The 22,824-nt window shown below is 69.0% G+C and carries 21 protein-coding genes; 8 read left to right on the top strand and 13 right to left on the bottom strand.

Annotated elements, in window-relative coordinates; translation table 11 throughout:
• Positions 1 to 2 precede the first annotated feature (2 nt).
• The 4 genes from QRN67_RS19820 to mtgA are packed head-to-tail and all read left to right on the top strand — an operon-like array spanning position 3 to position 4,594.
• Complete coding sequence (locus tag QRN67_RS19820; RefSeq protein WP_285413219.1) at positions 3 to 2,060, top strand: ribonuclease catalytic domain-containing protein; 2,058 nt, start codon at positions 3 to 5, stop codon at positions 2,058 to 2,060.
• Between the two features lie 43 nt (positions 2,061 to 2,103).
• Positions 2,104 to 2,958: an energy transducer TonB gene (locus QRN67_RS19815; RefSeq protein ID WP_081270194.1), complete on the top strand. Its 855-nt coding sequence runs from the start codon at positions 2,104 to 2,106 to the stop codon at positions 2,956 to 2,958.
• A gap of 35 nt (positions 2,959 to 2,993) precedes the next feature.
• On the top strand, positions 2,994 to 3,854 hold the full coding sequence (gene aroE, locus QRN67_RS19810; RefSeq protein WP_285413217.1) for a shikimate dehydrogenase: 861 nt from the start codon (positions 2,994 to 2,996) through the stop codon (positions 3,852 to 3,854).
• The gene (gene mtgA, locus QRN67_RS19805) at positions 3,851 to 4,594 is read left to right on the top strand and encodes a monofunctional biosynthetic peptidoglycan transglycosylase (protein ID WP_106935698.1); all 744 of its coding nucleotides are present in this window, start codon (positions 3,851 to 3,853) and stop codon (positions 4,592 to 4,594) included. Before aroE ends, mtgA begins: the two co-directional genes overlap by 4 nt.
• Here mtgA and QRN67_RS19800 read toward each other — a convergent pair.
• Positions 4,560 to 4,976: a ribosomal maturation YjgA family protein gene (locus tag QRN67_RS19800; RefSeq protein ID WP_285413216.1), complete on the bottom strand. Its 417-nt coding sequence runs from the start codon at positions 4,974 to 4,976 to the stop codon at positions 4,560 to 4,562. The genes mtgA and QRN67_RS19800 overlap by 35 nt on opposite strands.
• Positions 4,977 to 4,984: 8 nt before the next feature.
• On the opposite strand from QRN67_RS19800, the gene QRN67_RS19795 reads away from it, so the two are divergent.
• From QRN67_RS19795 to ruvC, 3 genes are all read left to right on the top strand, one after another.
• On the top strand, positions 4,985 to 5,836 hold the full coding sequence (locus tag QRN67_RS19795; protein WP_285413215.1) for a lysophospholipid acyltransferase family protein: 852 nt from the start codon (positions 4,985 to 4,987) through the stop codon (positions 5,834 to 5,836).
• Between the two features lie 172 nt (positions 5,837 to 6,008).
• Positions 6,009 to 6,998, top strand: coding sequence for a phosphatidate cytidylyltransferase (locus tag QRN67_RS19790; RefSeq protein ID WP_285413214.1), 990 nt, complete (start codon positions 6,009 to 6,011; stop codon positions 6,996 to 6,998).
• A 25-nt stretch (positions 6,999 to 7,023) separates the two neighbouring features.
• Positions 7,024 to 7,572, top strand: coding sequence for a crossover junction endodeoxyribonuclease RuvC (ruvC, locus tag QRN67_RS19785; RefSeq protein WP_081270188.1), 549 nt, complete (start codon positions 7,024 to 7,026; stop codon positions 7,570 to 7,572).
• Between the two features lies 1 nt (position 7,573).
• Here ruvC and QRN67_RS19780 read toward each other — a convergent pair whose 3' ends face one another.
• Positions 7,574 to 8,896 (bottom strand): alpha-methylserine aldolase, encoded by a 1,323-nt coding sequence (locus QRN67_RS19780; RefSeq protein ID WP_285413213.1) that lies wholly within the window; start codon positions 8,894 to 8,896, stop codon positions 7,574 to 7,576.
• A 165-nt stretch (positions 8,897 to 9,061) separates the two neighbouring features.
• On the opposite strand from QRN67_RS19780, the gene QRN67_RS19775 reads away from it, so the two are divergent.
• Positions 9,062 to 9,973 carry a LysR family transcriptional regulator gene (locus tag QRN67_RS19775; protein WP_285413212.1) on the top strand — a complete coding sequence of 304 codons (912 nt, stop codon included), beginning with the start codon at positions 9,062 to 9,064 and terminating at the stop codon, positions 9,971 to 9,973.
• A gap of 24 nt (positions 9,974 to 9,997) precedes the next feature.
• On the opposite strand, the gene QRN67_RS19770 is transcribed toward QRN67_RS19775, so the two are convergent.
• The 11 genes from QRN67_RS19770 to mraY all read right to left on the bottom strand — a co-directional run bounded on the left by QRN67_RS19770 (position 9,998) and on the right by mraY (position 22,815).
• Positions 9,998 to 10,174 carry a hypothetical protein gene (locus QRN67_RS19770; protein WP_172839926.1) on the bottom strand — a complete coding sequence of 59 codons (177 nt, stop codon included), beginning with the start codon at positions 10,172 to 10,174 and terminating at the stop codon, positions 9,998 to 10,000.
• A gap of 24 nt (positions 10,175 to 10,198) precedes the next feature.
• The gene (gene lpxC, locus QRN67_RS19765) at positions 10,199 to 11,122 is read right to left on the bottom strand and encodes a UDP-3-O-acyl-N-acetylglucosamine deacetylase (protein ID WP_172839925.1); all 924 of its coding nucleotides are present in this window, start codon (positions 11,120 to 11,122) and stop codon (positions 10,199 to 10,201) included.
• A 222-nt stretch (positions 11,123 to 11,344) separates the two neighbouring features.
• Positions 11,345 to 12,556, bottom strand: a complete 1,212-nt coding sequence (gene ftsZ, locus QRN67_RS19760; protein ID WP_081270184.1) for a cell division protein FtsZ — start codon at positions 12,554 to 12,556, stop codon at positions 11,345 to 11,347.
• A 170-nt stretch (positions 12,557 to 12,726) separates the two neighbouring features.
• Positions 12,727 to 13,956 carry a cell division protein FtsA gene (gene ftsA, locus QRN67_RS19755; protein ID WP_081270183.1) on the bottom strand — a complete coding sequence of 410 codons (1,230 nt, stop codon included), beginning with the start codon at positions 13,954 to 13,956 and terminating at the stop codon, positions 12,727 to 12,729.
• 28 nt (positions 13,957 to 13,984) lie between these two features.
• Positions 13,985 to 14,773 (bottom strand): cell division protein FtsQ/DivIB, encoded by a 789-nt coding sequence (locus QRN67_RS19750; protein ID WP_081270182.1) that lies wholly within the window; start codon positions 14,771 to 14,773, stop codon positions 13,985 to 13,987.
• 2 nt (positions 14,774 to 14,775) lie between these two features.
• Positions 14,776 to 15,747: a D-alanine--D-alanine ligase gene (locus QRN67_RS19745; protein ID WP_081270181.1), complete on the bottom strand. Its 972-nt coding sequence runs from the start codon at positions 15,745 to 15,747 to the stop codon at positions 14,776 to 14,778.
• A complete protein-coding gene (gene murC, locus QRN67_RS19740; protein ID WP_285413211.1) occupies positions 15,744 to 17,204 on the bottom strand; it encodes a UDP-N-acetylmuramate--L-alanine ligase in 1,461 nt (486 codons plus the stop codon). The genes QRN67_RS19745 and murC overlap by 4 nt, the downstream gene beginning before the upstream one ends.
• Positions 17,201 to 18,262 (bottom strand): undecaprenyldiphospho-muramoylpentapeptide beta-N-acetylglucosaminyltransferase, encoded by a 1,062-nt coding sequence (murG, locus tag QRN67_RS19735; protein ID WP_081270179.1) that lies wholly within the window; start codon positions 18,260 to 18,262, stop codon positions 17,201 to 17,203. The genes murC and murG overlap by 4 nt, the downstream gene beginning before the upstream one ends.
• A complete protein-coding gene (gene ftsW, locus QRN67_RS19730) occupies positions 18,259 to 19,557 on the bottom strand; it encodes a putative lipid II flippase FtsW (protein ID WP_081270178.1) in 1,299 nt (432 codons plus the stop codon). Before ftsW ends, murG begins: the two co-directional genes overlap by 4 nt.
• Positions 19,554 to 21,629 (bottom strand): UDP-N-acetylmuramoyl-L-alanine--D-glutamate ligase, encoded by a 2,076-nt coding sequence (murD, locus tag QRN67_RS19725; protein WP_285413210.1) that lies wholly within the window; start codon positions 21,627 to 21,629, stop codon positions 19,554 to 19,556. Before murD ends, ftsW begins: the two co-directional genes overlap by 4 nt.
• A 7-nt stretch (positions 21,630 to 21,636) precedes the next feature.
• Positions 21,637 to 22,815 (bottom strand): phospho-N-acetylmuramoyl-pentapeptide-transferase, encoded by a 1,179-nt coding sequence (mraY, locus tag QRN67_RS19720; protein WP_081270177.1) that lies wholly within the window; start codon positions 22,813 to 22,815, stop codon positions 21,637 to 21,639.
• Positions 22,816 to 22,824: the final 9 nt, after the last annotated feature.

Genomic DNA, 22,824 nt, shown 5'->3' with positions numbered 1-22,824 from the left:
CTATGTTTGTATTGTTTGAAGAAGCCGGCAAGTACCTCGGCGGCCGCGTGCTGTCGGAGGCCGAAGCATCGGCACAGGTCGAGCTCGACACCGGCAAGCGCGTCAAGGTCAAGGGCGCCAACATCGTGCTGCGTTTCGAGAAGCCCGCGCCCGCCGAGCTGATCGCCGAGGCGCGTGCGCTCGCCGCCACCATCGACCTCGACCTCGCCTGGGAATTCGCCGCCGAAGGCGAATTCGGCTTCGCCGAACTCGCAGCCGACTATTTCAGCGACAAGCCCACGCTCGCGCAGCAGGCTGCGGCGCTGTTCGCGCTGTTCGAGGCGCCGCACTACTTCCGCCGCGCCGGCAAGGGCCGCTTCAAGAAGGCGCCCGCCGAAATCGTGCAGCAGGCGCTGGCCGCCATCGAGAAGAAGAAGGCCGTCCAGGCGCAGATCACCGAGTGGGCCGGGCAGCTGGCCGAGGGCGTTTGCCCCGCGCCGGTGCGCGAGCAGCTCTACAAGATCCTGTTCAAGCCCGACAAGAACGCACCCGAATACAAGGCCGTGGTCGACGCGGCGCGCGCCACGCAGCGCCCGCCGCTCGACCTATTGGAGCGCGCCGGCGCCATCGATTCGCCCTATCAGTTCCACTGGCGGCGCTTCCTGTTCGAGAACTTCCCCAAGGGCACCGGCTTCCCCGCGCTCGCGGCGCCCGCCATCGTGGACGACCTGCCCGTGGCGTCCGGCGTGCAGGCTTTCTCGATCGACGATTCGCAGACCACCGAAATCGACGATGCGCTCTCGGTGCAGGGCCTGGGCAGCGGCACCGTCACCGTGGGCATCCACATCGCGGCGCCGGCACTCGCACTGACGCCGGGCAGCGCCATCGACAACGTGGCGCGCGCGCGCATGTCGACGGTCTACATGCCCGGCTACAAGATCACGATGCTGCCCGACGACGTGGTCAACACCTACACGCTGCTCGAAGGCGGCGACCGCCCAGCGGTGTCGCTCTATGCGCGCTTCGACGAAGCCACGCTGGAGCTGCAAGGCACCGAGACCAGGCTGGAGCGCGTGCCCATCGTCGCCAACCTGCGCCACGACCAGCTCGACACCGTCGTCACCCAGCCCTGGCTCGAAGACGCCTCGTTCCAGAGCGACAACACGCCCGAAGCCGCGGCCACGCTGCGCGCCCCGCTCTCCTTCCTGTTCCGCCTCGCGAAGCAGCTGAAGGCGCAGCGCGAAGTGGTGCGCGGCAAGCCGGAGAACTTCAACCGGCCCGACTACAACTTCCGCCTCGTCGGCAACGAGGGCAACGAGCCCACCGGCAACGAGCAGGTGCAGATCAGCACGCGCCAGCGCGGCGCGCCGCTCGACCTGATCGTGTCCGAAGCCATGATCCTGGCCAACAGCAGCTGGGGCGGCTGGCTCGGCGAGCTCGGCGTGCCCGGGCTGTACCGCAGCCAGGCCAGCCTCGCGCCGGGCATCAAGGTGCGCATGGGCACGCGCGCGCTGCCGCACGCGGGCCTGGGCGTGAAGAGCTACGCCTGGAGCACCTCGCCGCTGCGCCGCTACACCGACCTGGTGAACCAGTGGCAGATCATTGCCGCCGCGCGCCACGGCAAGACCGCCGCGCTGGCCGCGCCCTTCAAGCCGAAGGACGCCGACCTGTTCTCCATTCTCTCGGGCTTCGACGCGGCCTATGCCACGTACAACGCCTACCAGGGCGGCATGGAACGCTTCTGGACGCTGAAGTACCTGCAGCAGCAAGGCATCACCGAGCTCGAAGCCACCGTCATCAAGGACCTGCCCAACGGCGCGCTGGTGCGTGCCGAGACGCTGCCATTGGTGTTCCCCGTGGCCGGGCAGCAGGAGCGCGGGGCGCGCCTGCGCGTGAAGCTCGGCGAAATCGACGAGATCGCGCTCGACGTGACGGGCACCGTGCTCGAGCGCCTCGACACGCCGAAGGCCGATGCGGCCGCCGACGAGGAAAGCGACGAAGAAGAAGTGGTTGCAGGCCCGATCGCCATCGCGGTCGACCTGACGGACAGCGAGGCCGCGCCCGAGAACACGCCCGCATGAGCCACGGGCCGGTCACATGCGCCCCTCTGGAGGAGTTTAGAGAATGAACTTCAAGGACCTCAGCACGCTGCAGATCGCCCTGGGCGTGTCGGTCATCGCGCATGCAGCGCTGCTCGCGGTGCGCTTCGTCGACCCCGAGTCGTTCAACAAGGTCTTCAGCGAAACGCCGCTCGAAGTGATCCTGGTCAACAGCAAGACGCAGGACAAGCCCGACCCGAAGGCCAAGGTCATGGCGCAGACCTCGCTCGCGGGCGGCGGCGACCTGGAGCAGGGCCGCGCCACCAGCCCGCTGCCTCCTTCGAGCTTCACCTCGGTGGGCGACTCCTTCGAGGACTCGCGCCGCCAGGTCGAGGCCATGCAGGCCCAGCAGATGCAGATGCTCGCGCAGCTCAAGCGCGATCTGGCCGCCATGCCGGTGCCGGACCCGCGCAATCCGGGCGACCCGACCGAAGCCGCCGCGCAAGAGGAAAAGCGGCGCCAGATGGTCGAGATCCTCGCCCAGATCGAACGCCGCGTGAACGAAGAAAACGCGCGCCCCAAGAAGCGCTACATCAGCCCGACCACGCGCGAAGCCGCCTTCGCCGTCTACGTCGACAAGATGCTTCGCCGCATCGAGGCGCGCGCCGCCGAGAACTTCCCCCAGATCGCCGGCCAGAAGCTGTACGGCGAACTCAAGATGACCATGACCGTCAACTTCGACGGCAAGGTGCTCGCGGTCGACGTCGACCAGAGCTCGGGCAACATCGCGCTCGACCGCCGGGCGCAGGCCATCGTGCGCAGCGTCGGCAGCTTCGGCAAGTTCACCGACGCCATGCGCCGCGAACAGGCCGACCAGATGGTGATCCAGGGCCTGTTCCGCTTCGCGCGCGACGGCACGATGGAAATCACCTCCCAATAGCCCGGAGACCCGAGACGGCCGCGCCGCCCCACACCATGGACCTGTACTGCGTCATAGGCAACCCCGTCGAGCACAGCCGCTCGCCGCACATCCACGCCCGCTTCGCCGAACTCTGCGGCCAGCGGATGGACTACGGCCGCAGGCTCGTTCCCATCGGCGCCTTTGCCGAGGGCATCGCGGCCTTTCGCGCCGAGGCGGCAAAACGCGGCGACACCGCGTGCGGCTGCAACATCACCGTGCCCTTCAAGTTCGAAGCCGCCGCGCTGGCGCAGCACACCAGCGAACGCGCCACGCTCGCGCAGGCGGTGAACACGCTGCGCTTCGAGGCCGACGGCAGCATCCATGCCGACAACACCGACGGCATCGGCCTGGTCAACGACATCGTGCGCAACGCGGGCGTGCCGCTGCAGGGCAAGGCGCTGCTGCTGATCGGCGCGGGCGGTGCGTCGGCCGGCGTGCTGGGCCCGCTGCTCGACGCGGGCGCGTCGCGCGTCGTGGTGGCCAACCGCACCGTCGACAAGGCCATCGAACTGGTGCGCCGCCATGCGGCGGTTGCGCTGCGCCACGGCGCCTCGCTCGAAGCCTGGGCGCTCGACAAGGTGCCGGGCACCTTCGACGTGGTGGTCAACGCCACGGCCTCCAGCCTCGCGGGCGATGCGGTGCCGGTGAGCGCCGGCGTGCTGCGCCCCGGCGGCCTCGCGGTCGACATGATGTACGGACCCGCCGCCGCCGGCTTCATGGCCTGGGCCGAGGCGCACGGCGCGGTCGCGCGCGACGGGCTGGGCATGCTGGTCGAACAGGCGGCGGAGGCGTTCGAGATCTGGCGCGGCGTGCGTCCGCCCTCGGCCCAGGTGCTGGCCGAACTCCGAAGCTCGCTCGCCTCCTCGAAAGCATGAAAGCCGTGCTGCGCCTGATCGCCTGCCTCGTGGTGGCGGGCGTGGCACTCGAGCTGTTCTTCGTCGCGCGCATCGCGGCCATGGCCGTGGTCAACCCCGAGAGCACGGCGTTCCAGCGCTCCGAGGCCTTCCAGATCGCCATTCACAAGGGCAGCGGCGGCGGCTGGCGTCAGGAGTGGGTGCCGTATGCGCAGATCAGCGACAACCTCAAGCGCGCCGTCATCGCGAGCGAGGACGCGGGCTTCGTCGACCATAACGGCGTGGAGTGGGAAGCCATCGAACGCGCGCGCCAGCGCAACGCCAAGGCCGAAGAGCTGGCGGCCAAGCGCTCCGCCCGTGCGGTGGCGCGCGGCAAACCGATGCAGCCCGTGCGGCTGCGCGGCGGCTCGACCATCACGCAGCAACTCGCGAAGAACCTGCTGTTGTCCGGCGAGCGCACCATGCTGCGCAAGGGCCAGGAGCTGGTGCTCGCCACGCTGCTGGAACTGGTGCTCGACAAGCAGCGCATCCTGGAGATCTACCTCAACAACGTCGAATGGGGCGAAGGCGTGTTCGGCGCGGAGGCCGCTTCGCAGTACTACTTCCGCAAGCCGGCTTCGCGCCTGAGCGCCAACGAGGCCGCGCGCCTGGCCGTGATGCTGCCGAGCCCCAAGTTCTTCGAGCGCCGTCCCGGCTCGCCTTACCTGAGCGGCCGGGCCTCGACGGTCATGGCGCGGATGCCCGCGGCCGCGCTGCCCTGAAACCGCCGCGCAGCCGCTCGATGCCGAGCACGCCGAAGAAACCGAGCACGTAGGCCGCCACGTCCCACCAGTCGGCCGTGCTGCCGAGCACGATGCGCAGGGCCCGGTTCGGAATGCGCAGCTGCAATGCCGACGCAAGGTACTGCCCCAGCTCCACCGCGCAGCCCACCGCCAGCGCGGCCAGCGCCAGCGGCAGCACGCGCGCGCCGATGGCCGTCTTGAAGACGAAGTACACCCACACCACGGCCAGCACGTCGCCGAAGAAACTGCGCACCCAGCCCCAGCGCGCGCCGACGGTGGCCAGCAGCACGAGAACGAAGAACAGGGCCACCGCCCACGCCAGAGAAAGAGGATCGAAACGCCATCGCATGGCCCGTATCATCGCGCCCTATGCTGGCAAAGCTCACGGGTTGGTTGTTGTTGGGAATCGTCCGGTTGCTCACTGGCGCGCAGGCGCGCTGGTACGGCTGTCCGCCGAAGGCCGAGCAGCGCATCTATTTCGCCAACCACCAGAGCCACGCCGACCTCGTGATGATCTGGGCCGCGCTGCCGGAGGAGCTGCGCAGCATCACCCGGCCGATCGCGGCGCGCGACTACTGGGCCAACACCCCGGTCAAGCGCTGGATCACGACCGAGGTGTTCAACGCGGTGTATGTGGAGCGCGCGGCGACGACTGCGCCCGCCCCCGCAGCATCCGTGGAAGTACCGCCGCCAGTGGCCGCCGAACCGGCACCGCCGGCCGAGCGCATCGAGCCTTCGATGGAGCCGCTGCTGCCGATGTCCCTGCCTTTCGCCGATGCCTCGGCGGAGGTCTTGCGCGAGGCCCAGGGCCAACTCGATCTCCCGGCCCCGCCACCGCCTCCTCCGGCGCCTCCCCCTGCTGCCCCGGAACCCGAGGCCGCTGCGGCCGCGCCCGCAGCCGATCCGCTGGCCCCGCTCATCGAAGCCCTGCGCAGCGGCGACTCGATCATCATCTTCCCCGAGGGCACGCGCGGCCACACCGGCGAGCCGCAGAAGTTCAAGTCGGGCCTCTACGCGCTCGCCACCATGTTCCCCGAGGTGGTGCTGGTGCCGGCCTGGATCGACAACGTGCAGCGCGTCATGCCCAAGGGCGAGATCGTGCCCGTGCCCATTCTTTGCTCCGTCACCTTCGGCGCGCCGATCCGCGTCGAGGAAGGCGAGGAGCGCCGTCCCTTCCTCGACCGTGCACGCGCCGCGGTGATCGCTTTGCGCGATGTCTGACATGAAGCACTTCTCGATCGGCCTGCACAACAGCCGCGCCTATTGTGTGAAGGGCGCCGGGTGGCTCCCGCAGCGAAATAAAGGAGGAGGCCGCAGGCCGGGGGACATTCGCGGAGGGAGCTACCCGGTGGCCTTCACACACGCCCTGAACAAACCCGAAGCGCAGTAAAAAATGAACCAGTTCCTGCGCAACCTGACCCCGACCCAGCAGGTCGCCGCCCTCTTCCTCATCGTCTTCGGCGTGCTCGCGATCGTGAGCGCCACCGCGTTCTTCCTCACCTTCAGGGAACGCCGCAACCCCGTGCACGACGCCGCCTGGCAGGCCGAGCTGGCCCACTTCCGCGGACTGCTCGGCACCACCTGGTTCATGGCCGTGATCTTCTGGATCGGCTGGGCGCTGGGCGAGACGGTGGCCACCGTGCTCTTCGCGCTGATCGCCTTCTTCTCGCTGCGCGAGTTCATCACCCTCTCGCCCACGCGGCGCGGCGACCACCGCAGCCTCATCCTCGCCTTCTTCGTCGTGCTGCCGATCCAGTTCTGGCTCGTAGCCACCGCGCGCTTCGACCTTTTCACCGTCTTCATCCCGGTCTACGTGTTCCTCGCCATCCCGGTGGCGAGCGCGCTGGCCAACGACCCGAGCCAGTTCCTCGAACGCAACGCCAAGCTGCAGTGGGGCATCATGGTCTGCGTCTACGGCATGAGCCACGTGCCGGCGCTGCTGCTGCTGAGCTTCCCCGGCTACGAAGGCAAGAGCGCCTTCCTCGTGTTCTTCCTGGTGTTCGTGGTGCAGACCTCGGTGCTGGTGCAGCACCTCATCTCACGCCGCACCCAGCGTGCGCCCTTCGCGCCCAACGTGAGCCGCAGCTTCAACTGGACCAGCTGGGGCGTCGGCATCGTGGTGGCCAGCCTGGTGGGCGCGCTGTTCTCCTTCATCACGCCGTTCAAGTTCGCCCAGGCGCTCGCGGTGTCGGTCATCGCATGCATCGCCGGGTCGATGGGGCACCTGGTGATGAAGGCGCTCAAGCGCGACCGCGGCATTCCCAACTGGGGCAAGAAGGGCGTGGGCGTGACCGGGGCCAACGGGCTGCTCGACCGCGTCGACGCGCTGTGCTTCGCGGCGCCGATCTTCTTCCACTCGATCCGCTGGTACTTCAACGCCTGAGGCAGCAAAGGCCTCCTTCCTGTTCATGCGAATTCTCGGCATCGACCCCGGCTTGCAGACCACCGGCTTCGGCGTGGTCGACGCGGACGGCCATGCGCTGCGCTACGTGGCCAGCGGCACCATCAGCACGCGGCACCTGGGCACCGGCAACCTGCCGGCACGGCTCAAGGTGCTGTTCGACGGCATCGCGGAAATCACGGCGCGCTACCAGCCCGATGCGTCGGCGGTGGAAATCATCTTCGTCAACGTCAACCCGCAGTCGACGCTGCTGCTGGGGCAGGCGCGCGGCGCGTGCGTGACCTCGCTGGTCAACAGCAACCTCTCGGTGGCCGAATACACGGCGCTGCAGATGAAGAAGGCCGTGGCCGGGCACGGTCAGGCCGCCAAGGCGCAGGTGCAGGAGATGGTGAAGCGCCTGCTCGACCTGCCGGGCCTGCCCGGCGCCGACGCGGCCGATGCGCTGGGCATCGCCATCACGCATGCGCAGGTGGGGCGTTCGATGGCGCGGCTCGCGCAGGCGGCCGAGCTTTCGAAGACGCATGCCGGCACCTACCGGCAGGGCCGCTCGCGCTGACTCAGCGCACGATGTAACGCAACTCGCCCAGGCGCTTGCGGCGCTCGCGCACTTCGGCCGCCACCGAGGCGGCGTCGCCTTGCAGGGCGCGCGCGATCCACGACGCCAGCTGCGGCATGTCCTCGGCCGTGAAGCCGAGGCGCACGATCTCCGGCACGCCGAGCCGCAGGCCGTTGATGTCGCCATCGACCGGCGCAACAGGCAGCCCGATGCCGCAGGCCAGCAGGCCGCCTTGCGCGAGCAGCTTCGCGGCTCGCTGCCCGCCGCCCCAGCGCGCGGCCTCGACCGCCAGCTGGTGCGACTGCGTGAAGCCGCGCGCCTTGGCAAACACCGGCAGCCCCTGGGCATCGAGCGCGCGCGCCAGTGCCTGCGCGGTCTCGCGCATCGCAGCCGCATAGGCCTTGCCGTGCACCTTCCAGTCGAGCAGCCCGCGGGCCAGCGCGGCGGTTCGGCCCGCGTCCGAATTGGCCGTGAGGCCGGGATAGGCGATGGCGTCGATGCGCTCCATCAGCGCCGCGTCGTTCGACACGATCAGCCCGCCCGCCGGGCCGCCCAGGCTCTTGTAGGTGCTCATGGTGATGGCATGCGCGCCTTCTTCGAGCGGCTGCGGCCATGCCTTGCCGGCCACCATGCCCGACAGGTGCGCGGCGTCGAACAGCAGCTTCGCGCCCACGCTGTCGGCAATCTCGCGAATGGCGGGCACGGGGTGAGGAAAGAGATTGAGGCTGCCGCCGATGGTGATGAGCTTCGGTTTCACCTCGCGCGCCAGCCGGGCCAGCGCGGCCACGTCGACGGTGTAGCCGTCGGCATCGACGGGCGCCGGCACGGTCTTCAGGCCGTAGAGGCCGGCCGCGCCCGCCGCATGGTGCGTGACGTGGCCGCCGATGGTGGCGGGTGGCGCGATGATCGTGTCGCCGGGCTGGCAGGTAGCCATGAACACATAGAGATTCGACAGCGCGCCGGAGCCCACGCGCACCTCGGCGAACTTGGCGCCGAACACCTCGGCCGCCAGCTCGGCGGCGACCACCTCGATGCGCTCGATGGCTTCCAGCCCCATCTCGTACTTGTCGCCGGGATAGCCGAGCGACGGGCGCGAGCCGAGCCCGCGCGACAGCAGCGCCTCGGCCGCCGGGTTCATGACGTTGGTGGCGGGGTTGAGGTTCAGGCCGTCGACATCGTGGATGCGGTGGTTGTCGGCCACCAGCCGCTCGATCTCGGCGGCGACGCCGGCCGCGTCGCGCGCAGCGGCATCGGCGGCGATGGAGAGCACGTGGTCTTCGCTGGCGGCGGGAACCCAGGGGCGGCGTTGCAGGGCGGCAGGCATGCGGCGTATCTCGCTGGAAGTGGTGTGTGGCCGCATCGTCGCGCGCCGCACGGCAGCGGGCAAACCGGATAATCTGTGCCCCAGCCTTAGAAAAACTTGGCCTGATCTTCCTCGTTCTCGATGCCGCTCGCACCGCCCCGCCCCCGCCTGCCTCCGCACACCGCCGTGCGTGCCTTCGAAGCGGCCGCGCGCCACGGCAGCTTCGCGCGGGCGGCGGAAGAGCTGTTCGTCACCCCGGCCGCCGTCGCGCAGCAGATCAAGGCACTGGAGAGCTGGGCCGGCGGCGCGCTGTTCGAACGGCACAGCCAGGGCATACGCCTGAGCGCGCACGGGCGGCGCGCCCTGCCTGCCCTCAGCGCCGCCGTCGACCAGCTCGGCCTCGCGGTGCAGGCGCTGCGCCACGAGACCCAGACCGCCGCGCGCCGCAGCACGCTGCAGGTGGCGGCCCTGCCTGCCGTGGCGCAGCTGTGGCTGTCGCCCCGGCTCTCGCGATTGAAGGCCGCGCTGCCCGGCGTGCAGGTGTCGGTGACTGCGCTCGAGCAGCCGCCGAACTTTCGCCGCGAGCCCTTCGACCTGGGGTTGTTCTATGCGCGGGCCGGTGAGCACATCGAGACGGCAGTCGGCGCGCAAGCCATTCCTCTGGCGCGAGACCGGCTGCTTCCGGTCTGCAGTCCACGCCTGCAGCAGCCGTTGCCCAGCGGCCGGCCCCGATCGCTCGACGACCTGGCGGAACTGCTGGCCCGCTGTGGCGGCCTGCACGACACCGTGTGGCAAGACGACTGGCGGCGCTGGCTGCAAGCCACGCGCGCAGGCACCACGGCAGCCGAGGCCGATGCGCTGGCCGCGGGGCCGGACTTCTCGCTCTACAGCCTCGCGCTGCAGGCCGCGGTCGACGGCGAAGGCGTGCTGATGGGCCGTGAACAGCTCGTCGCGCCGCTGCTCGCCCAAGGCAGGCTGCATGCGCCGTGGGGACGGCCGAAGGCGCTGGGAGATACGGTCATGCTGCTGGTGCCGGCGCATCGCAAGGGGCCGCTGCTGGCGCGGCAGGTGCAGGCGCTGCAGGCGTTGGCCGCCTGAGTGCCAAGGGGCCTGGGGCGTCGGCTAGGCCACGCGCTCGGCGATCAGCACCGCGAAGAAGCCGAACGCCGCCAACAGCGTCCACTTCAGCACGATCCAGCCGAAGCGCCGGTACTTGACCTGCCCGGTGCCCGCATAGAACGCAAAGGACACGCCCGCCACCAGCAGAAGCAGCAGGATGGCCCAGCGGAAAAGAAGCATGTGTGAACGTGGCCTGCGCCGGCTCTACCAGGCGCGGGCGACTTCGCCGAAGCCGCGCGGTGCGCGCTTCTCGTCTTCGAAGGTCACGACTTCGTAGGCGTCGCTGTGCGAGAGCAGCTCGCGCAGCAGCTTGTTGTTCAGCGCATGGCCCGAGCGGAACGCGGTGTAAGCGGCCAGCAGCGGCTTGCCGATGATGTACAGATCGCCCATGGCGTCGAGGATCTTGTGCTTCACGAACTCGTCGTCGTAGCGCAGGCCGCCTGCATTGAGCACCTTGGTGTCGTCCATCACGATCGCGTTGTCCAGGCCACCGCCGAGCGCGAGGCCCTTGCTGCGCATGTACTCGACCTCTTTCGTGAAGCCGAAGGTGCGCGCGCGCGCGATGTCGCGGCTGTAGGAGTCGGTGCCCAGGTCGAACTCCACGCGCTGGCCGGTGGAATTGACGACGCGGTGGTCGAAGTCGATCTCGAAGCTCAGCTTGAAGCCGTGGTACGGCTCCAGCCGCGCCCACTTCTCGTTGGCGCCCTCGCCCTCGCGCACCTCGACCTTGCGGGTCACGCGGATGAAGCGGCGCGGCGCCTTCTGCAGCGCGATGCCCGCGCTCTGCAGCAGGAACACGAACGAAGAAGCCGACCCGTCGAGGATCGGCACTTCGTCGGCCGTGATGTCGATGTAGAGGTTGTCGATGCCGAGGCCCGCGCAGGCCGACATGATGTGCTCGACGGTCTGCACCTTGGCGCCGCCGGTGGAGACCGTGGACGCCAGGCGCGTGTCGGTGACCGACTCGGCGGTCATGCGGATGTCGACCGGCTCCGGCAGGTCGACGCGGCGGAACACGATGCCCGTGTCGGCCGGGGCCGGTCGCAGGGTCAGCTCCACGCGTTGGCCGCTGTGGAGCCCCACGCCCACGGCGCGGCTGATCGACTTGAGGGTTCGTTGTTGCAGCACGCCGGCGATTTTAGGCGCGCCACGGGCGTGGCGGCCTATGCCCCTGGCTATGGCACCGATAGACATGGGTTCTATGCAATCCCGCCGGATGCGCGCGAAATGGACGCGGTCCGTCGATTCGCGGGACACCGCGGAACCGGCTTTGCCGGGCCGCAGGTGTCGCCCCCGGCAGGGGGTTGGCGAAGCGACACGAAGTGCGCGCAGCCTGGGGGCGAGCCAGGTTCAGTCGGCCTGGCGGCGCAGGAAGGCCGGAATCTCGAAGTCGTCCATGCCGCCCGACGACAGCGCGTCCACCTTGGCGGCGGCCATCGTGCGGTTGGTGCGCCACACGCTGGGCACGGCCATGCCGTCGTAGTTCGGCTGGCTGCCGCTGCTGTGCGCGTGGCCGGTGCCGCCCAGCGTGGGCACGGTGAAGCCGATGTTGTCGGTGCCGGTGCGGATCACTTCCAGCGTCGGGGCCTGGCGGCGTGCGTCGGCGCGCGACAGGCCGGTGGCCACCACGGTGACGCGCATCTCGTCGCCGAGGCTGTCGTCGTAGGCGGCGCCGTAGATCACGTGCGCGTCCGGCGAAGCGTAGGCGCGGATGGTGTTCATCGCCAGCTTCGACTCGTTCAGCTTCAGCGAGCCCTTCGATGCCGTCACCAGCACCAGCACGCCCTTGGCGCCCGAGAGGTCGATGCCTTCGAGCAGCGGGCAGGCCACGGCCTGTTCGGCGGCGATGCGCGCGCGGTCGGGGCCCGCGGCCGCGGCCGTGCCCATCATGGCCTTGCCGGGTTCGCCCATCACGGTGCGCACGTCTTCGAAGTCGACGTTCACGCCGCCGTACTCGTTGATGATTTCCGAGATGCCGCCCACGGCGTTCTTCAGCACGTCGTTGGCTTGCGCGAAGGCTTCGTCCTGCGTGACGTCTTCGCCCAGCACGTCGAGCAGCTTCTCGTTGAGCACCACGATCAGCGAGTCGACGTTGGCTTCGAGCTCGGCCAGGCCGGCGTCGGCGTTGGTCATGCGGCGGCCGCCTTCCCAGTCGAAGGGCTTGGTCACCACGCCCACGGTCAGGATGCCCATTTCCTTGGCGACGCGCGCGATCACGGGAGCCGCTCCGGTGCCGGTGCCGCCGCCCATGCCGGCGGTGATGAACAGCATGTGCGCGCCGTCGATGGCCGCGCGGATGTCGTCCACCGCCGCTTCGGCCGCGTCACGGCCCTTCTCGGGCTTGCTGCCGGCACCCAGGCCGCTGGTGCCGAGCTGGATGATCTTGTGCGCGCTGCTGCGCTGCAGTGCCTGGGCGTCGGTGTTCGCGCAGACGAACTGAACGCCCTGCACGCCGCGCTCCATCATGTGGGCGACCGCATTGCCGCCGCCACCGCCGACGCCGATCACCTTGATCTGCGTGCCCTGATTGAACTCTTCGACTTCGATCATTTCGATGGTCATTTCTAACTCCTTGAATCTTGCAGTTGCCGTTATGTGTCTATGAATATTTCTTGTGCCGCGACTGGAACAACGATGCGCTCGTCATGGCGGTGGACCTGTTCGTCGCCATCGCTCGTTGAAGTGCAATGGAGGGCTGCCGCGCGCGAGCCAGAGTGGAGACTTGATCATCGTCAGAAATTCCCCACTATGAAGTCCTTGAAGCGCCCGAATGCGGTTTTCACCGACCCGTTCTTCTGCGCGACCTTGAAGCCGCGCATGCGCGCGAAGCGTGCCTCTTCGAGAAGGCCCATGACTGTAGCGGCGCGAGGCTGCGCGACCATGTCAGACAACGCGCTGGAATACTTTGGAATGCCGCGTCGCACCGGCTTGAGGAAGATGTCCTCGCCGAGTTCGACCATGCCGGGCATCACCGCGCTGCCGCCCGTGAGCACCACGCCCGACGACAGCACTTCTTCATAGCCCGACTCGCGCACCACCTGCTGCACCAGCGAGAAGATTTCCTCGATGCGCGGCTCGATCACGCCGGCCAGCGCCTGCTTGCTCAGCATGCGCGGTCCGCGGTCGCCGAGGCCCGGCACTTCGACCTGCGTGTCGGGGTCGGCCAGCAGTTGCTTGGCGAAGCCGTTCTCGACCTTGATGTCTTCCGCGTCCTTCGTCGGCGTGCGCAGCGCCATCGCGATGTCGCTCGTGATGAGGTCGCCCGCGATCGGGATCACGGCCGTATGGCGGATCGCGCCGTTGGTGAAGATCGCCACGTCGGTGGTGCCCGCGCCGATGTCGACCAGCACCACGCCCAGTTCGCGCTCGTCCTCGGTCAGCACCGCCTGGCTGGAGGCCAGCGGGTTCAGCATCAGCTGGTCGACCTCCAGGCCGCAGCGGCGCACGCACTTGATGATGTTCTCGGCCGCGCTCTGCGCGCCGGTCACGATGTGCACCTTGGCCTCGAGCCGCATGCCGCTCATGCCGATCGGCTCCTTCACGTCCTGGCCGTCGATCACGAACTCCTGCGGCTCCACCAGCAGCAGGCGCTGGTCGCTGGAGATGTTGATGGCGCGCGCCGTCTCCACCACGCGGGCCACGTCGGCGGGCGTCACTTCCTTGTCCTTCACCGCCACCATGCCGCTCGAATTGATGCCGCGGATGTGGCTGCCGGTGATGCCGGTGTAGACCCGGCTGATCTTGCAGTCGGCCATCAGCTCGGCCTCTTTCAGCGCCTGCTGGATGCTCTGCACCGTGGCGTCGATGTTCACCACCACGCCGCGCTTGAGTCCGTTGCTCGGCGCGATGCCGAGGCCGGCCAGCTTGAGCTCGCCGCCGGGCAGCACCTCGGCCACAACCACCATCACTTTGGCGGTGCCGATGTCGAGTCCTACGACCAGGTCTTTGTATTCTTTGGGCATTGATATGTCCTCGATTCCTCGGTATTCGCTACTTGATTTTTCTTGGGGCCTCTGGCGAGACCGTGGTGACGCCGCGCAGCCGCAATGCATACGCGTCGTTGTGGCGCAGATCGGCGCCTTCGACATCCGCCACCGTGCGGTGGTACTGGCCCGCGACCTGGGTCACGGTCTTCAGGAAGCGCTGCAGGCGGGCCGACACTTCCTCGCCCTGGCCTCGGCCCAGCTCGATCTCGGCGCCGGTGTCCAGCACGACCTTCCAGCTGCCACGGCTCGACAGCGTGAGCTCGTCGATGCTGAAGTCATACGGCTTGAACTGCGGCTGCAGCACGCGGTACATGCCCAGCACCTGGCCGGCCTGCTCGATCGGGCCGTCCAGGCGCGGCAGGTTGTCGTCCACCTCGGCCACATTGGCCTCGAACACGTCGCCGAAGCCGTTGATCAGCTTCGAGCCCGCTTCGTCGCCCCAGATGGCCACCGGCACCTGCTCGGTCAGCGTCACGCGCAGCTTGTTCGGGAACTCGCGCCGCACCACCGCGCTGCGCACCCACGGCACCGACTCGAAGGCCGCGCGCGCGCGCAGCAGGTCGATGGTGAAGAAGTTGCCCTTGAGCTGCGGCGCCACGTTGGCGCGCAGCGTGACCGCGTTGTTGTGCGTGACCTCGCCGTCCACCTTGATGCCGACGATCGGGAAGAACGGCTGGCGCAGCACCCACCAGGCGCCCGCCGCAAGCAGCATGAGCGCCACCGCCGCGAACGCAAGGTTGGCGACGATGTTCATGAGCTTGACGTCGAAGGGCGCGGGGATGCTGTCAGCCATGGCTATAACGAGCCTCCCGTGGCGTCGAGCGTGGCCGAGGCCAGCACCCGCACGCAGAGTTCTTCGTAGGCGATGCCCGCGGCGCGGGCCGACATCGGCACCAGCGAGTGGCTGGTCATGCCGGGCGAGGTGTTCATCTCGAGCAGGAAGGGCTTGCGGTCGCTGGCGCGGATCATCACGTCGGCACGGCCCCAGCCGCGGCAGCCGAGCGTGCGGTAGGCGGCCAGCGTGATGCGCTGGATCTCGTGCTCTTCCGCCTCGGGCAGGCCGCTCGGGCACTGGTACTTCACGTCGTCGGTGAAGTACTTGTTCTGGTAGTCGTAGGCGCCTTCGGGCGCGGCGATGCGCACCACCGGCAGCGCACGCGCATCGAGCCCGTGGCCGAGCACGGCGCAGGTCACTTCCTCGCCTTCGATGAACTCTTCACACAGCACGTCGGCGTCGTACTTGGCCGAGAGCGTGATCGCGTCCTGCATCTGCGAGTAGCCCTCGACCTTGGTCACGCCGATGGACGAGCCCTCGCGCGGCGGCTTCACGATCAGCGGCAGGCCGAGCACGTCAGGCACGGCCATGACCTGCTCGCGGCTTTGCTGGTCGAAGGCCAGGCGCACGTACTTGGGCGTGGGCAGCCCGTCGGCCTGCCAGATGCGCTTGGTCATGACCTTGTCCATGGCCACGCTGGAGGCCATCACGCCAGAGCCGGTGTAGGGAATGCCAAGCAGCTCGAGCGCGCCCTGCACCGTGCCGTCTTCGCCGTGGCGGCCGTGCAGCGCGACGAAGCAGCGCGCGAAGCCTTCGCGCTTGAGATCGGCCAGCTCGCGCTGCGAGGGGTCGAAGGCATGCGCGTCCACGCCGCGCGAGCGCAGGGCTTCGAGCACGCCGGTGCCCGACATCAACGAGATTTCGCGTTCGGCGGAACTGCCGCCGAACAGCACGGCGACCTTGCCGAAGAGTTTGGGATCCTGAAGGCTCATGCGGCCCTCCCTTGGCGCGAATCGCGCTGCGATGTTGAGGGCGTGGCGCCCAGTTCGACCACCTTGGCCGGCACCGCGCCGATGGACCCGGCGCCCATCGAGAGCACCACGTCGCCCGGGCGGGCGTTGTCGAGAATGGCTTGCGGCATGGCGGCGATGTCGTCGACGAACACCGGCTCGACCTTGCCCGCCACGCGCAGCGCGCGTGCCAGCGTGCGGCCGTCCGCGGCCACGATGGGCGCCTCGCCGGCGGCATAGACCTCGCCGAGCAGCACCGCGTCGGCCGTGCCGATGACCTTGACGAAGTCCTCGAAGCAGTCGCGCGTGCGGGTGTAGCGGTGCGGCTGGAAGGCCAGCACCAGCCGGCGCCCCGGGAAGGCGCCGCGCGCGGCCGCGATGGTGGCCGCCATTTCCACGGGGTGATGGCCGTAGTCGTCGATGACGGTGAAGGTGCCGGCAGCAGCAGCGGCGTCACCGCCCTGCACCGCCACGTCGCCGTAGCTCTGGAAGCGGCGGCCCACGCCCTTGAAGCTCGCCAGGCCGCGCTGCACGGCCTCGTCGGGAATGCCGAGCTCGACCGCCACCGCGATCACCGACAGCGCATTGCGCACGTTGTGCTCGCCGGGCAGGTTCAGCACGATGGGCAGGTCGGGCAGCGTCACGCCGTTGCGGCGCTGCGCGGTGAAATGCATCTGGCCGCCGACGGCGCGCACGTCGATGGCGCGCACCTGGGCGTCTTCGCCGAAGCCGTAGCTGGTCACCGGGCAGGTCACGCTGGCGACGATCTCGCGCACCGCGGGGTCGTCGGTGCACAAGATGGCCACGCCATAGAACGGCATGCGGTGCAGGAAGTCGACGAACGCCTTCTTGAGCTTCGCGAAGTCGTGCCCGTAGGTCTCCATGTGGTCGGCGTCGATGTTCGTGACCACCGCCATCACGGGAAGCAGGTTCAGGAACGAGGCGTCCGATTCATCGGCCTCGACCACGATGTAGTCGCCGCTGCCGAGCTGCGCATTCGCGCCCGCGCTGTTCAGGCGTCCGCCGATCACGAAGGTCGGGTCCAGGCCGGCGGCGTCGAGCACGCTCGCCACCAGGCTGGTGGTGGTGGTCTTGCCGTGCGTGCCGGCAATGGCAATGCCCTGCTTCAGGCGCATCAGCTCGGCCAGCATCAGCGCGCGCGGCACCACCGGAATGCGTTTCTCGCGCGCGGCCAGCACTTCGGGGTTGTCCGGCTGCACCGCGGTGGAGGTGACGACCGCGTCCGCGCCGTCGATGTGCGCAGCCGCATGGCCCACGAAGGTGCCGATGCCCAGGCCCGCGAGCCGGCGCAGCGTGGCGCTGTCGGCCAGGTCGGAGCCGGTGATTTTGTAGCCCAGGTTCAGCAGCACTTCGGCGATGCCGCTCATGCCCGAGCCGCCGATGCCGACGAAATGGATGTGACGGATCGCGTGCTTCATTTGGCAAGCTCCTCGCAAGCGCGGACGACCGCCTCGACGGCTTCGGTCTTCTGCATGGTCTTGGCCTTCGCGGCCTTGTCGATCAGCGCGGTGCGCTCTGTGTTCTGTAGCAAGTCAGCCAGCAATTCAGGAGTGAGGTCGGCCTGCTGCACCAGCCAGCCGCCGCCCGCGTCCACGAGGAAGCGCGCGTTGGTGGTCTGGTGGTCGTCGACCGCCGAAGGGAAAGGCACGAACAGCGCTGCTGCGCCGACGGCCGCGATTTCTGTGACGGTGCTGGCACCTGCGCGCGCGACGATGATGTCGGCGTCCGCATAGGCCTGCGCCGTGTCTTCGATGAAGGGCGTGAGTTCGCCTTCGACGCCGGCCGCCGTGTAGTTGGCGCGCAGCTCGTCGATCTGCTTGGCGCCGCTCTGGTGCAGCACCTGCGGGCGCACGGCCGGCTCGATGCGGGCCAGCGCCTTGGGCACCACGGTGTTGAGGCCGCGCGCGCCCAGGCTGCCGCCCACCACCAGCAGCTTCAGCGGGCCGGTGCGGCCCGCGAAACGCGTGGCCGGATCGGCCTTGGAGGTGAATGCCTCGCGCAGCGGATTGCCCACCCATTGCGCCTTCTTCAGCACATTGGGGAAGGCGGTGAACACGCGGTCGGCCACGCCCGCCAGCACCTTGTTGGCGAGGCCGGCGACCGAGTTCTGCTCGTGCAGCACCAGCGGCTTGCCCATCAGCACGCCCATCATTCCGCCGGGGAAGGTGATGTAGCCGCCCAGGCCCACCAGCACGTCGGGCTTCACGCGGCGCACCACGCCCAGGCTCTGCCAGAAGGCGCGCAGCAGATTCAGCGGCAGCAGGAACAGCGTGAGCGGACCCTTGCCGCGCACGCCGCCGAACTGCACCGGCTCGAAGGCGAAGCCACGCGGCGGCACGAGTTTTTCTTCCATGCTGCCGGGCGCGCCCAGCCAGTGCACCTGCCAGCCGCGCTCGCGCAGGGCCTCGGCCACCGCGAGTCCGGGGAAGATGTGGCCGCCGGTGCCGCCTGCCATGACCAAGGCAGTGCGCGTCATACGCGGCCTCCCCGCATCAGCACGCGGTTCTCGTAGTCGATGCGCAGCACCACGGCCAGCGCCACGAGGTTCATCAGGATGGCCGAGCCGCCGAAGCTCATCAGCGGCAGGGTCAGGCCCTTGGTCGGCAGCGCGCCCAGGTTCACGCCCATGTTGATGAACGCCTGGAAGCCGAGCCACACGCCCACGCCCTGCGCCACGAGGCCGGAGAACACGCGGTCCAGCGCGATCGCCTGGCGGCCGATGTGCATGATGCGGCGCGTGAGCCACAGGAACAGGCCGATGATCAGCAGCACGCCGATCAGGCCGAACTCCTCGCCGATCACGGCGAGCAGGAAGTCGGTGTGCGCCTCGGGCAGCCAGTGCAGCTTCTCGACGCTGCCGCCCAGGCCCACGCCGAAAATTTCGCCGCGCCCGATGGCGATCAGCGAGTGCGACAGCTGGTAGCCCTTGCCCAGCGCATGCTCTTCGCTCCACGGATCGAGGTACGCAAAGATGCGCTCGCGGCGCCACGGGCTGGTCGCGACGATGGTGCCGAAGGCCACCACCACCAGCGCGGCAATCACGAAGAACATGCGCGCGTTCACGCCGCCCAGGAACAGGATGCCCATGGCGATCACCGCGATCACCATGAACGCGCCCATGTCGGGCTCGGCCATCACCAGCATGCCGACCACCACCACCGCGATGCCCATCGGCAGCACGGCGCGGAAGAAGCGCTCCTTGATCTCCATCTTGCGCACCATGTAGCTGGCGGCGTAGAGCACCATCGCGAGCTTGGCCAGCTCCGAGGGCTGGAAGCGCATGAAGCCCATCGGCAGCCAGCGGCGCGCGCCGTTCACGTTGATGCCGATATGCGGAATGAGCACGGCCACCAGCAGCAGCAGCGACGCGACGAAGAGCCAGGGCGCGGCGCGCTCCCAGGTCTTCATCGGGATCTGGAAGGTCAGCAGCGCGGCGACGAACGCGAACACCACCGAGGCCGCGTGCCGCGTGAGGAAGTAGGAAGCGCTGTAGCCGGCGCGCGCGAAGCGCGGGTTGTCGGGCAGCGCGATGGAGGCCGAATACACCATGATCAGGCCCCAGGTCAGCAGCGCGACCGTGACCCAGACCAGCGCCTGGTCGAAGCCCAGCACGCGCATGGGCGTGGCCTTGGTCTGTGCGATACCGGCGCCGCCCAGCCGCACGGGCAGGTGCACCGGCAGCGCGTCGATGCCGCTGCGGGCGCGCCTGAACCAGCCGCCGAAGCGGCTGGTGCGTGCGTTGGGCGTGGCGCCCGATGCGGCAGAGTTCAAAGCTGCTCCTCCGTCGTCGAAGAATCGCCCAGTCCGCGCGGGCTGTCCGCCCAGGCCTGCACGGCCTCGCGGAAGACATCGGCGCGGTGCTCGTAGTCCCTGAACATGTCGAAGCTCGCACAGGCCGGTGACAGCAGCACTGCATCGCCCGGATTGGCGCGGGCGGCGGCGGCCTGCACGGCTTCGTCCATGGAGCCCGCGTGCATCAGCGAGACGCCGGTGGAAGCCAGCGCGGCCTCGATGATGGGTGCGTCGCGGCCGATGAGCACCACGGCGCGCGCGTACTGGCGCACGGGCGCGGCGAGCGGCTCGAAGTCCTGCCCCTTGCCTTCGCCGCCGAGGATCACGACCACGCGGCGCTCTTCGCCCAGGCCGGCCAGCGCGGCCACGGTGGCACCGACGTTGGTGCCCTTGCTGTCGTCGAAGTACTCGACCTCGTCGACGATGGCGATGGCTTCCACGCGGTGCGGCTCGCCGTGGTATTCGCGCAGGCCGTAGAGCATGGGGCCGAGCGGGCAGCCGGCGGCGCTCGCCAGCGCAAGGGCGGCCAGCGCGTTCATGGCGTTATGGCGGCCGCGGATGCGCAACGCATCGGCGGGCATCAGGCGCTGCAGGAAGATTTCTTCTTCCACCACGGCGCCGCGCTTGCGCTTCTGGGTTTCGTCGGCTTCCAGCGCGCGCACCAGCCAGGCCATGCCGTTGACGCGCTCGATGCCGTAGTCGCCCGGGCGCAGCGGCATCGCGGCGCCGAAGGTGACGTGCGCGCGGATCTGCGGACGCTGCAGCTTGACCTTGACGGGCGCGGGCAGCATCGCCATCACGCCGGCGTCGTCGCGGTTGAGGATCATCAGCCCGCGCGCGCCGAAGATGCGCGCCTTGGCCGCCGCGTAGGCCGGCATGTCGCCGTGCCAGTCGAGGTGGTCCTGCGTGAGGTTGAGCACGGTGGCGGCGGTCGGCTCGAAGTCCTGCACGCCGTCGAGCTGGAAGCTGGAGAGCTCGAGCACCCACACGTCGGGCAGCGTGCCGGCGTCGATGTGGGCCCAGAGCGTGTCGAGCAGCGTAGGGCCGATGTTGCCGGCCACGGCCACGGTCTTGCCCGCGCGCTCGACCAGCTGGCCGGTGAGCGAGGTGACGGTGGTCTTGCCGTTGGTGCCGGTGATGGCGAGCACCGCGGGCGTGTAGCCCTTGGGCGCCTCGGGCTCGACCGGCGGGGCCAGTTCGAGCTGCGGCGATTCTTCCTCGACGGCGGCGGAGGCCGGGTTGGTGGCGGAAAGCTCGGCGATCTTGGCGACGAACTCCGCGGCTTCCTTGGCGGCCGTGGGAACGTAAGGCTTGCCGGTGGCGGGCAGGCGGGAAACGGTGGCGGGCGCCGGCGCCGGGATGGCGACGGGAAGCTCGGCGGCAGCAGTTTCGACAGTTTCTGCGCTTGCCTCAGGGGCGGCAGCAGGTGCGTCGGCTTCCGGAGGCTGCGGCACGGCAACGCTGAGCGAAGGATCGCGCGGCATGGCCTCGGCTTGCGCGGGAACGATCGGCTCGGGCTCCGGCTCTGGCTCCGGCGCGGGTTCGGGCTGCTGCACAGGCTCCGCCACGGCCTCTGCCGGCTCGGCGGGCGCCGGCTCTTCCAGCGGCAGTTCTGCCTGAGGCTGCGACTCGGCGGCTTCCACGGGCGCTTCGGGCACGGCTTCGGGTTCGGGCTCGGGCTCGGCTTCCGCCACCGGCACCTCGACCGTCCGCAGGTCCAGCAGCGCGCGCGCGAACAGGTCGAGTTCGCCGCCGACCGGCAGGCCCATGGCGCGTGCGGCATCGGCCACCGGCGCGATGGTCGCGGGCGACAGCCCCGGCGAGCGATAGACCGCGCGGATCGGCGTGCCTTCGACCAGCGCGGCCGTGAACGGACCGCCGACGAAAGCAACCTCGGGCCATTCCGCCTTCAGCGTCGCCAGCGAGGCGGGCGCCTCGCGGGTGTCGGCCACGGTCACGACGGCGCCGTGCCGCGCGCACCAGCGCGCCATCGCCAGCCCGGACGCGCCGAGGCCGAGGATGAGAACGTGGAGGTCTTTCAGGTGCCGCATGTGTCCGTTACCGCAGCTTCAGCGTCGAAAGGCCCACGAGGCACAGCAGCATCGTGATGATCCAGAAGCGCACCACGACCTGCGTCTCGCGCCAGCCGCTCTTCTCGAAGTGGTGGTGCAGCGGCGCCATCTTCAGCACGCGCCGGCCTTCGCCGTAGCGCTTCTTGGTGTACTTGAAGTACATCACCTGCGCCATCACCGAGATCGCCTCGACCACGAAGATGCCGCCCATGATGAAGAACACGATCTCCTGGCGCACGATGACCGCGATGGTGCCCAGCGCGCCGCCGAGCGCCAGCGCGCCCACGTCGCCCATGAAGACCTGCGCCGGGTGCGTGTTGAACCACAGGAACGCGAGCCCCGCGCCCGCCATGGCGGAACAGAACACCAGCAGTTCGCCGGAGCCCGGGATGTTGGGGAACAGCAGGTACTTGGAATACACCGCGCTGCCCGTCACATAGGCGAACACGCCCAGCGCCGAGCCGACCATCACCACCGGCATGATGGCCAGGCCGTCGAGGCCGTCGGTCAGGTTCACCGCGTTGCTCGCGCCCACGATCACCAGGTAGGTCAACACCACGAAGCCGATGCCGCCCAGCGGATAGCTCACTTCCTTGAAGAAAGGCACCAGCAGGTTGATCTTGGGCGGGAAGCTGAGGTCGAAGCCCGACTGCACCCACGCGAAGAACAGCTGCAGCACGCGCCAGTTGGAGCTTTCCGAAATGCTGAACAGCAGGTAGAAGCCGGCGAGCAGGCCGACCACCGACTGCCAGAAATACTTCTCGCGCGAGCGCATGCCTTCCGGGTCCTTGCGCACCACCTTGCGCCAGTCGTCGACCCAGCCGATGGCGCCGAAGCCCATCGTGACCCACAGCACGATCCACACGAAGCGGTTCGACACGTCGAACCACAGCAGCGTCGACAGCGCGATGGAGAACAGCACGAGCACGCCGCCCATGGTCGGCGTGCCGCTCTTGGTCAGGTGCGTTTCCATGCCGTAGCCGCGCACCGGCTGGCCGATCTTGAGCGCGGCCAGGCGGCGAATGACGTACGGCCCCGCCACCAGGCCGACCACCAGCGCGGTCAGCGCGGCCATCAGCGCGCGGAAAGTCAGGTACTGGAAAACGCGCAGGAACCCGAACTCGGGTGAGAGCGTCTGCAGCCATTGGGCCAGGGTCATCAGCATGTGGTTTCG

The sequence above is a fragment of the Variovorax sp. efr-133-TYG-130 genome (assembly GCF_030208835.1).
In the GTDB taxonomy this organism is placed as follows: domain Bacteria; phylum Pseudomonadota; class Gammaproteobacteria; order Burkholderiales; family Burkholderiaceae_C; genus Variovorax.
The sequence above is the reverse complement of the archived record's forward strand: the minus strand, read 5'-3'. Positions and strand labels throughout refer to the sequence as shown.

What these genes read in the sequence shown, in the direction of transcription:
- QRN67_RS19795 (WP_285413215.1), top strand. Translation starts at nt 4,985, where the DNA reads ATGCTGGCAAAGCTCACGGGTTGGTTGTTGTTGGGAATCGTCCGGTTG.
- ftsA (WP_081270183.1), bottom strand. Translation starts at nt 13,956, where the DNA reads ATGCCCAAAGAATACAAAGACCTGGTCGTAGGACTCGACATCGGCACC.
- ftsZ (WP_081270184.1), bottom strand. Translation starts at nt 12,556, where the DNA reads ATGACCATCGAAATGATCGAAGTCGAAGAGTTCAATCAGGGCACGCAG.
- mraY (WP_081270177.1), bottom strand. Translation starts at nt 22,815, where the DNA reads ATGCTGATGACCCTGGCCCAATGGCTGCAGACGCTCTCACCCGAGTTC.
- QRN67_RS19780 (WP_285413213.1), bottom strand. Translation starts at nt 8,896, where the DNA reads ATGCCTGCCGCCCTGCAACGCCGCCCCTGGGTTCCCGCCGCCAGCGAA.
- mtgA (WP_106935698.1), top strand. Translation starts at nt 3,851, where the DNA reads ATGAAAGCCGTGCTGCGCCTGATCGCCTGCCTCGTGGTGGCGGGCGTG.
- QRN67_RS19790 (WP_285413214.1), top strand. Translation starts at nt 6,009, where the DNA reads ATGAACCAGTTCCTGCGCAACCTGACCCCGACCCAGCAGGTCGCCGCC.
- murD (WP_285413210.1), bottom strand. Translation starts at nt 21,629, where the DNA reads ATGCGGCACCTGAAAGACCTCCACGTTCTCATCCTCGGCCTCGGCGCG.
- ruvC (WP_081270188.1), top strand. Translation starts at nt 7,024, where the DNA reads ATGCGAATTCTCGGCATCGACCCCGGCTTGCAGACCACCGGCTTCGGC.
- QRN67_RS19750 (WP_081270182.1), bottom strand. Translation starts at nt 14,773, where the DNA reads ATGGCTGACAGCATCCCCGCGCCCTTCGACGTCAAGCTCATGAACATC.
- aroE (WP_285413217.1), top strand. Translation starts at nt 2,994, where the DNA reads ATGGACCTGTACTGCGTCATAGGCAACCCCGTCGAGCACAGCCGCTCG.
- QRN67_RS19820 (WP_285413219.1), top strand. Translation starts at nt 3, where the DNA reads ATGTTTGTATTGTTTGAAGAAGCCGGCAAGTACCTCGGCGGCCGCGTG.
- murC (WP_285413211.1), bottom strand. Translation starts at nt 17,204, where the DNA reads ATGAAGCACGCGATCCGTCACATCCATTTCGTCGGCATCGGCGGCTCG.
- QRN67_RS19815 (WP_081270194.1), top strand. Translation starts at nt 2,104, where the DNA reads ATGAACTTCAAGGACCTCAGCACGCTGCAGATCGCCCTGGGCGTGTCG.
- QRN67_RS19800 (WP_285413216.1), bottom strand. Translation starts at nt 4,976, where the DNA reads ATGATACGGGCCATGCGATGGCGTTTCGATCCTCTTTCTCTGGCGTGG.
- QRN67_RS19770 (WP_172839926.1), bottom strand. Translation starts at nt 10,174, where the DNA reads ATGCTTCTTTTCCGCTGGGCCATCCTGCTGCTTCTGCTGGTGGCGGGC.
- murG (WP_081270179.1), bottom strand. Translation starts at nt 18,262, where the DNA reads ATGACGCGCACTGCCTTGGTCATGGCAGGCGGCACCGGCGGCCACATC.
- QRN67_RS19745 (WP_081270181.1), bottom strand. Translation starts at nt 15,747, where the DNA reads ATGAGCCTTCAGGATCCCAAACTCTTCGGCAAGGTCGCCGTGCTGTTC.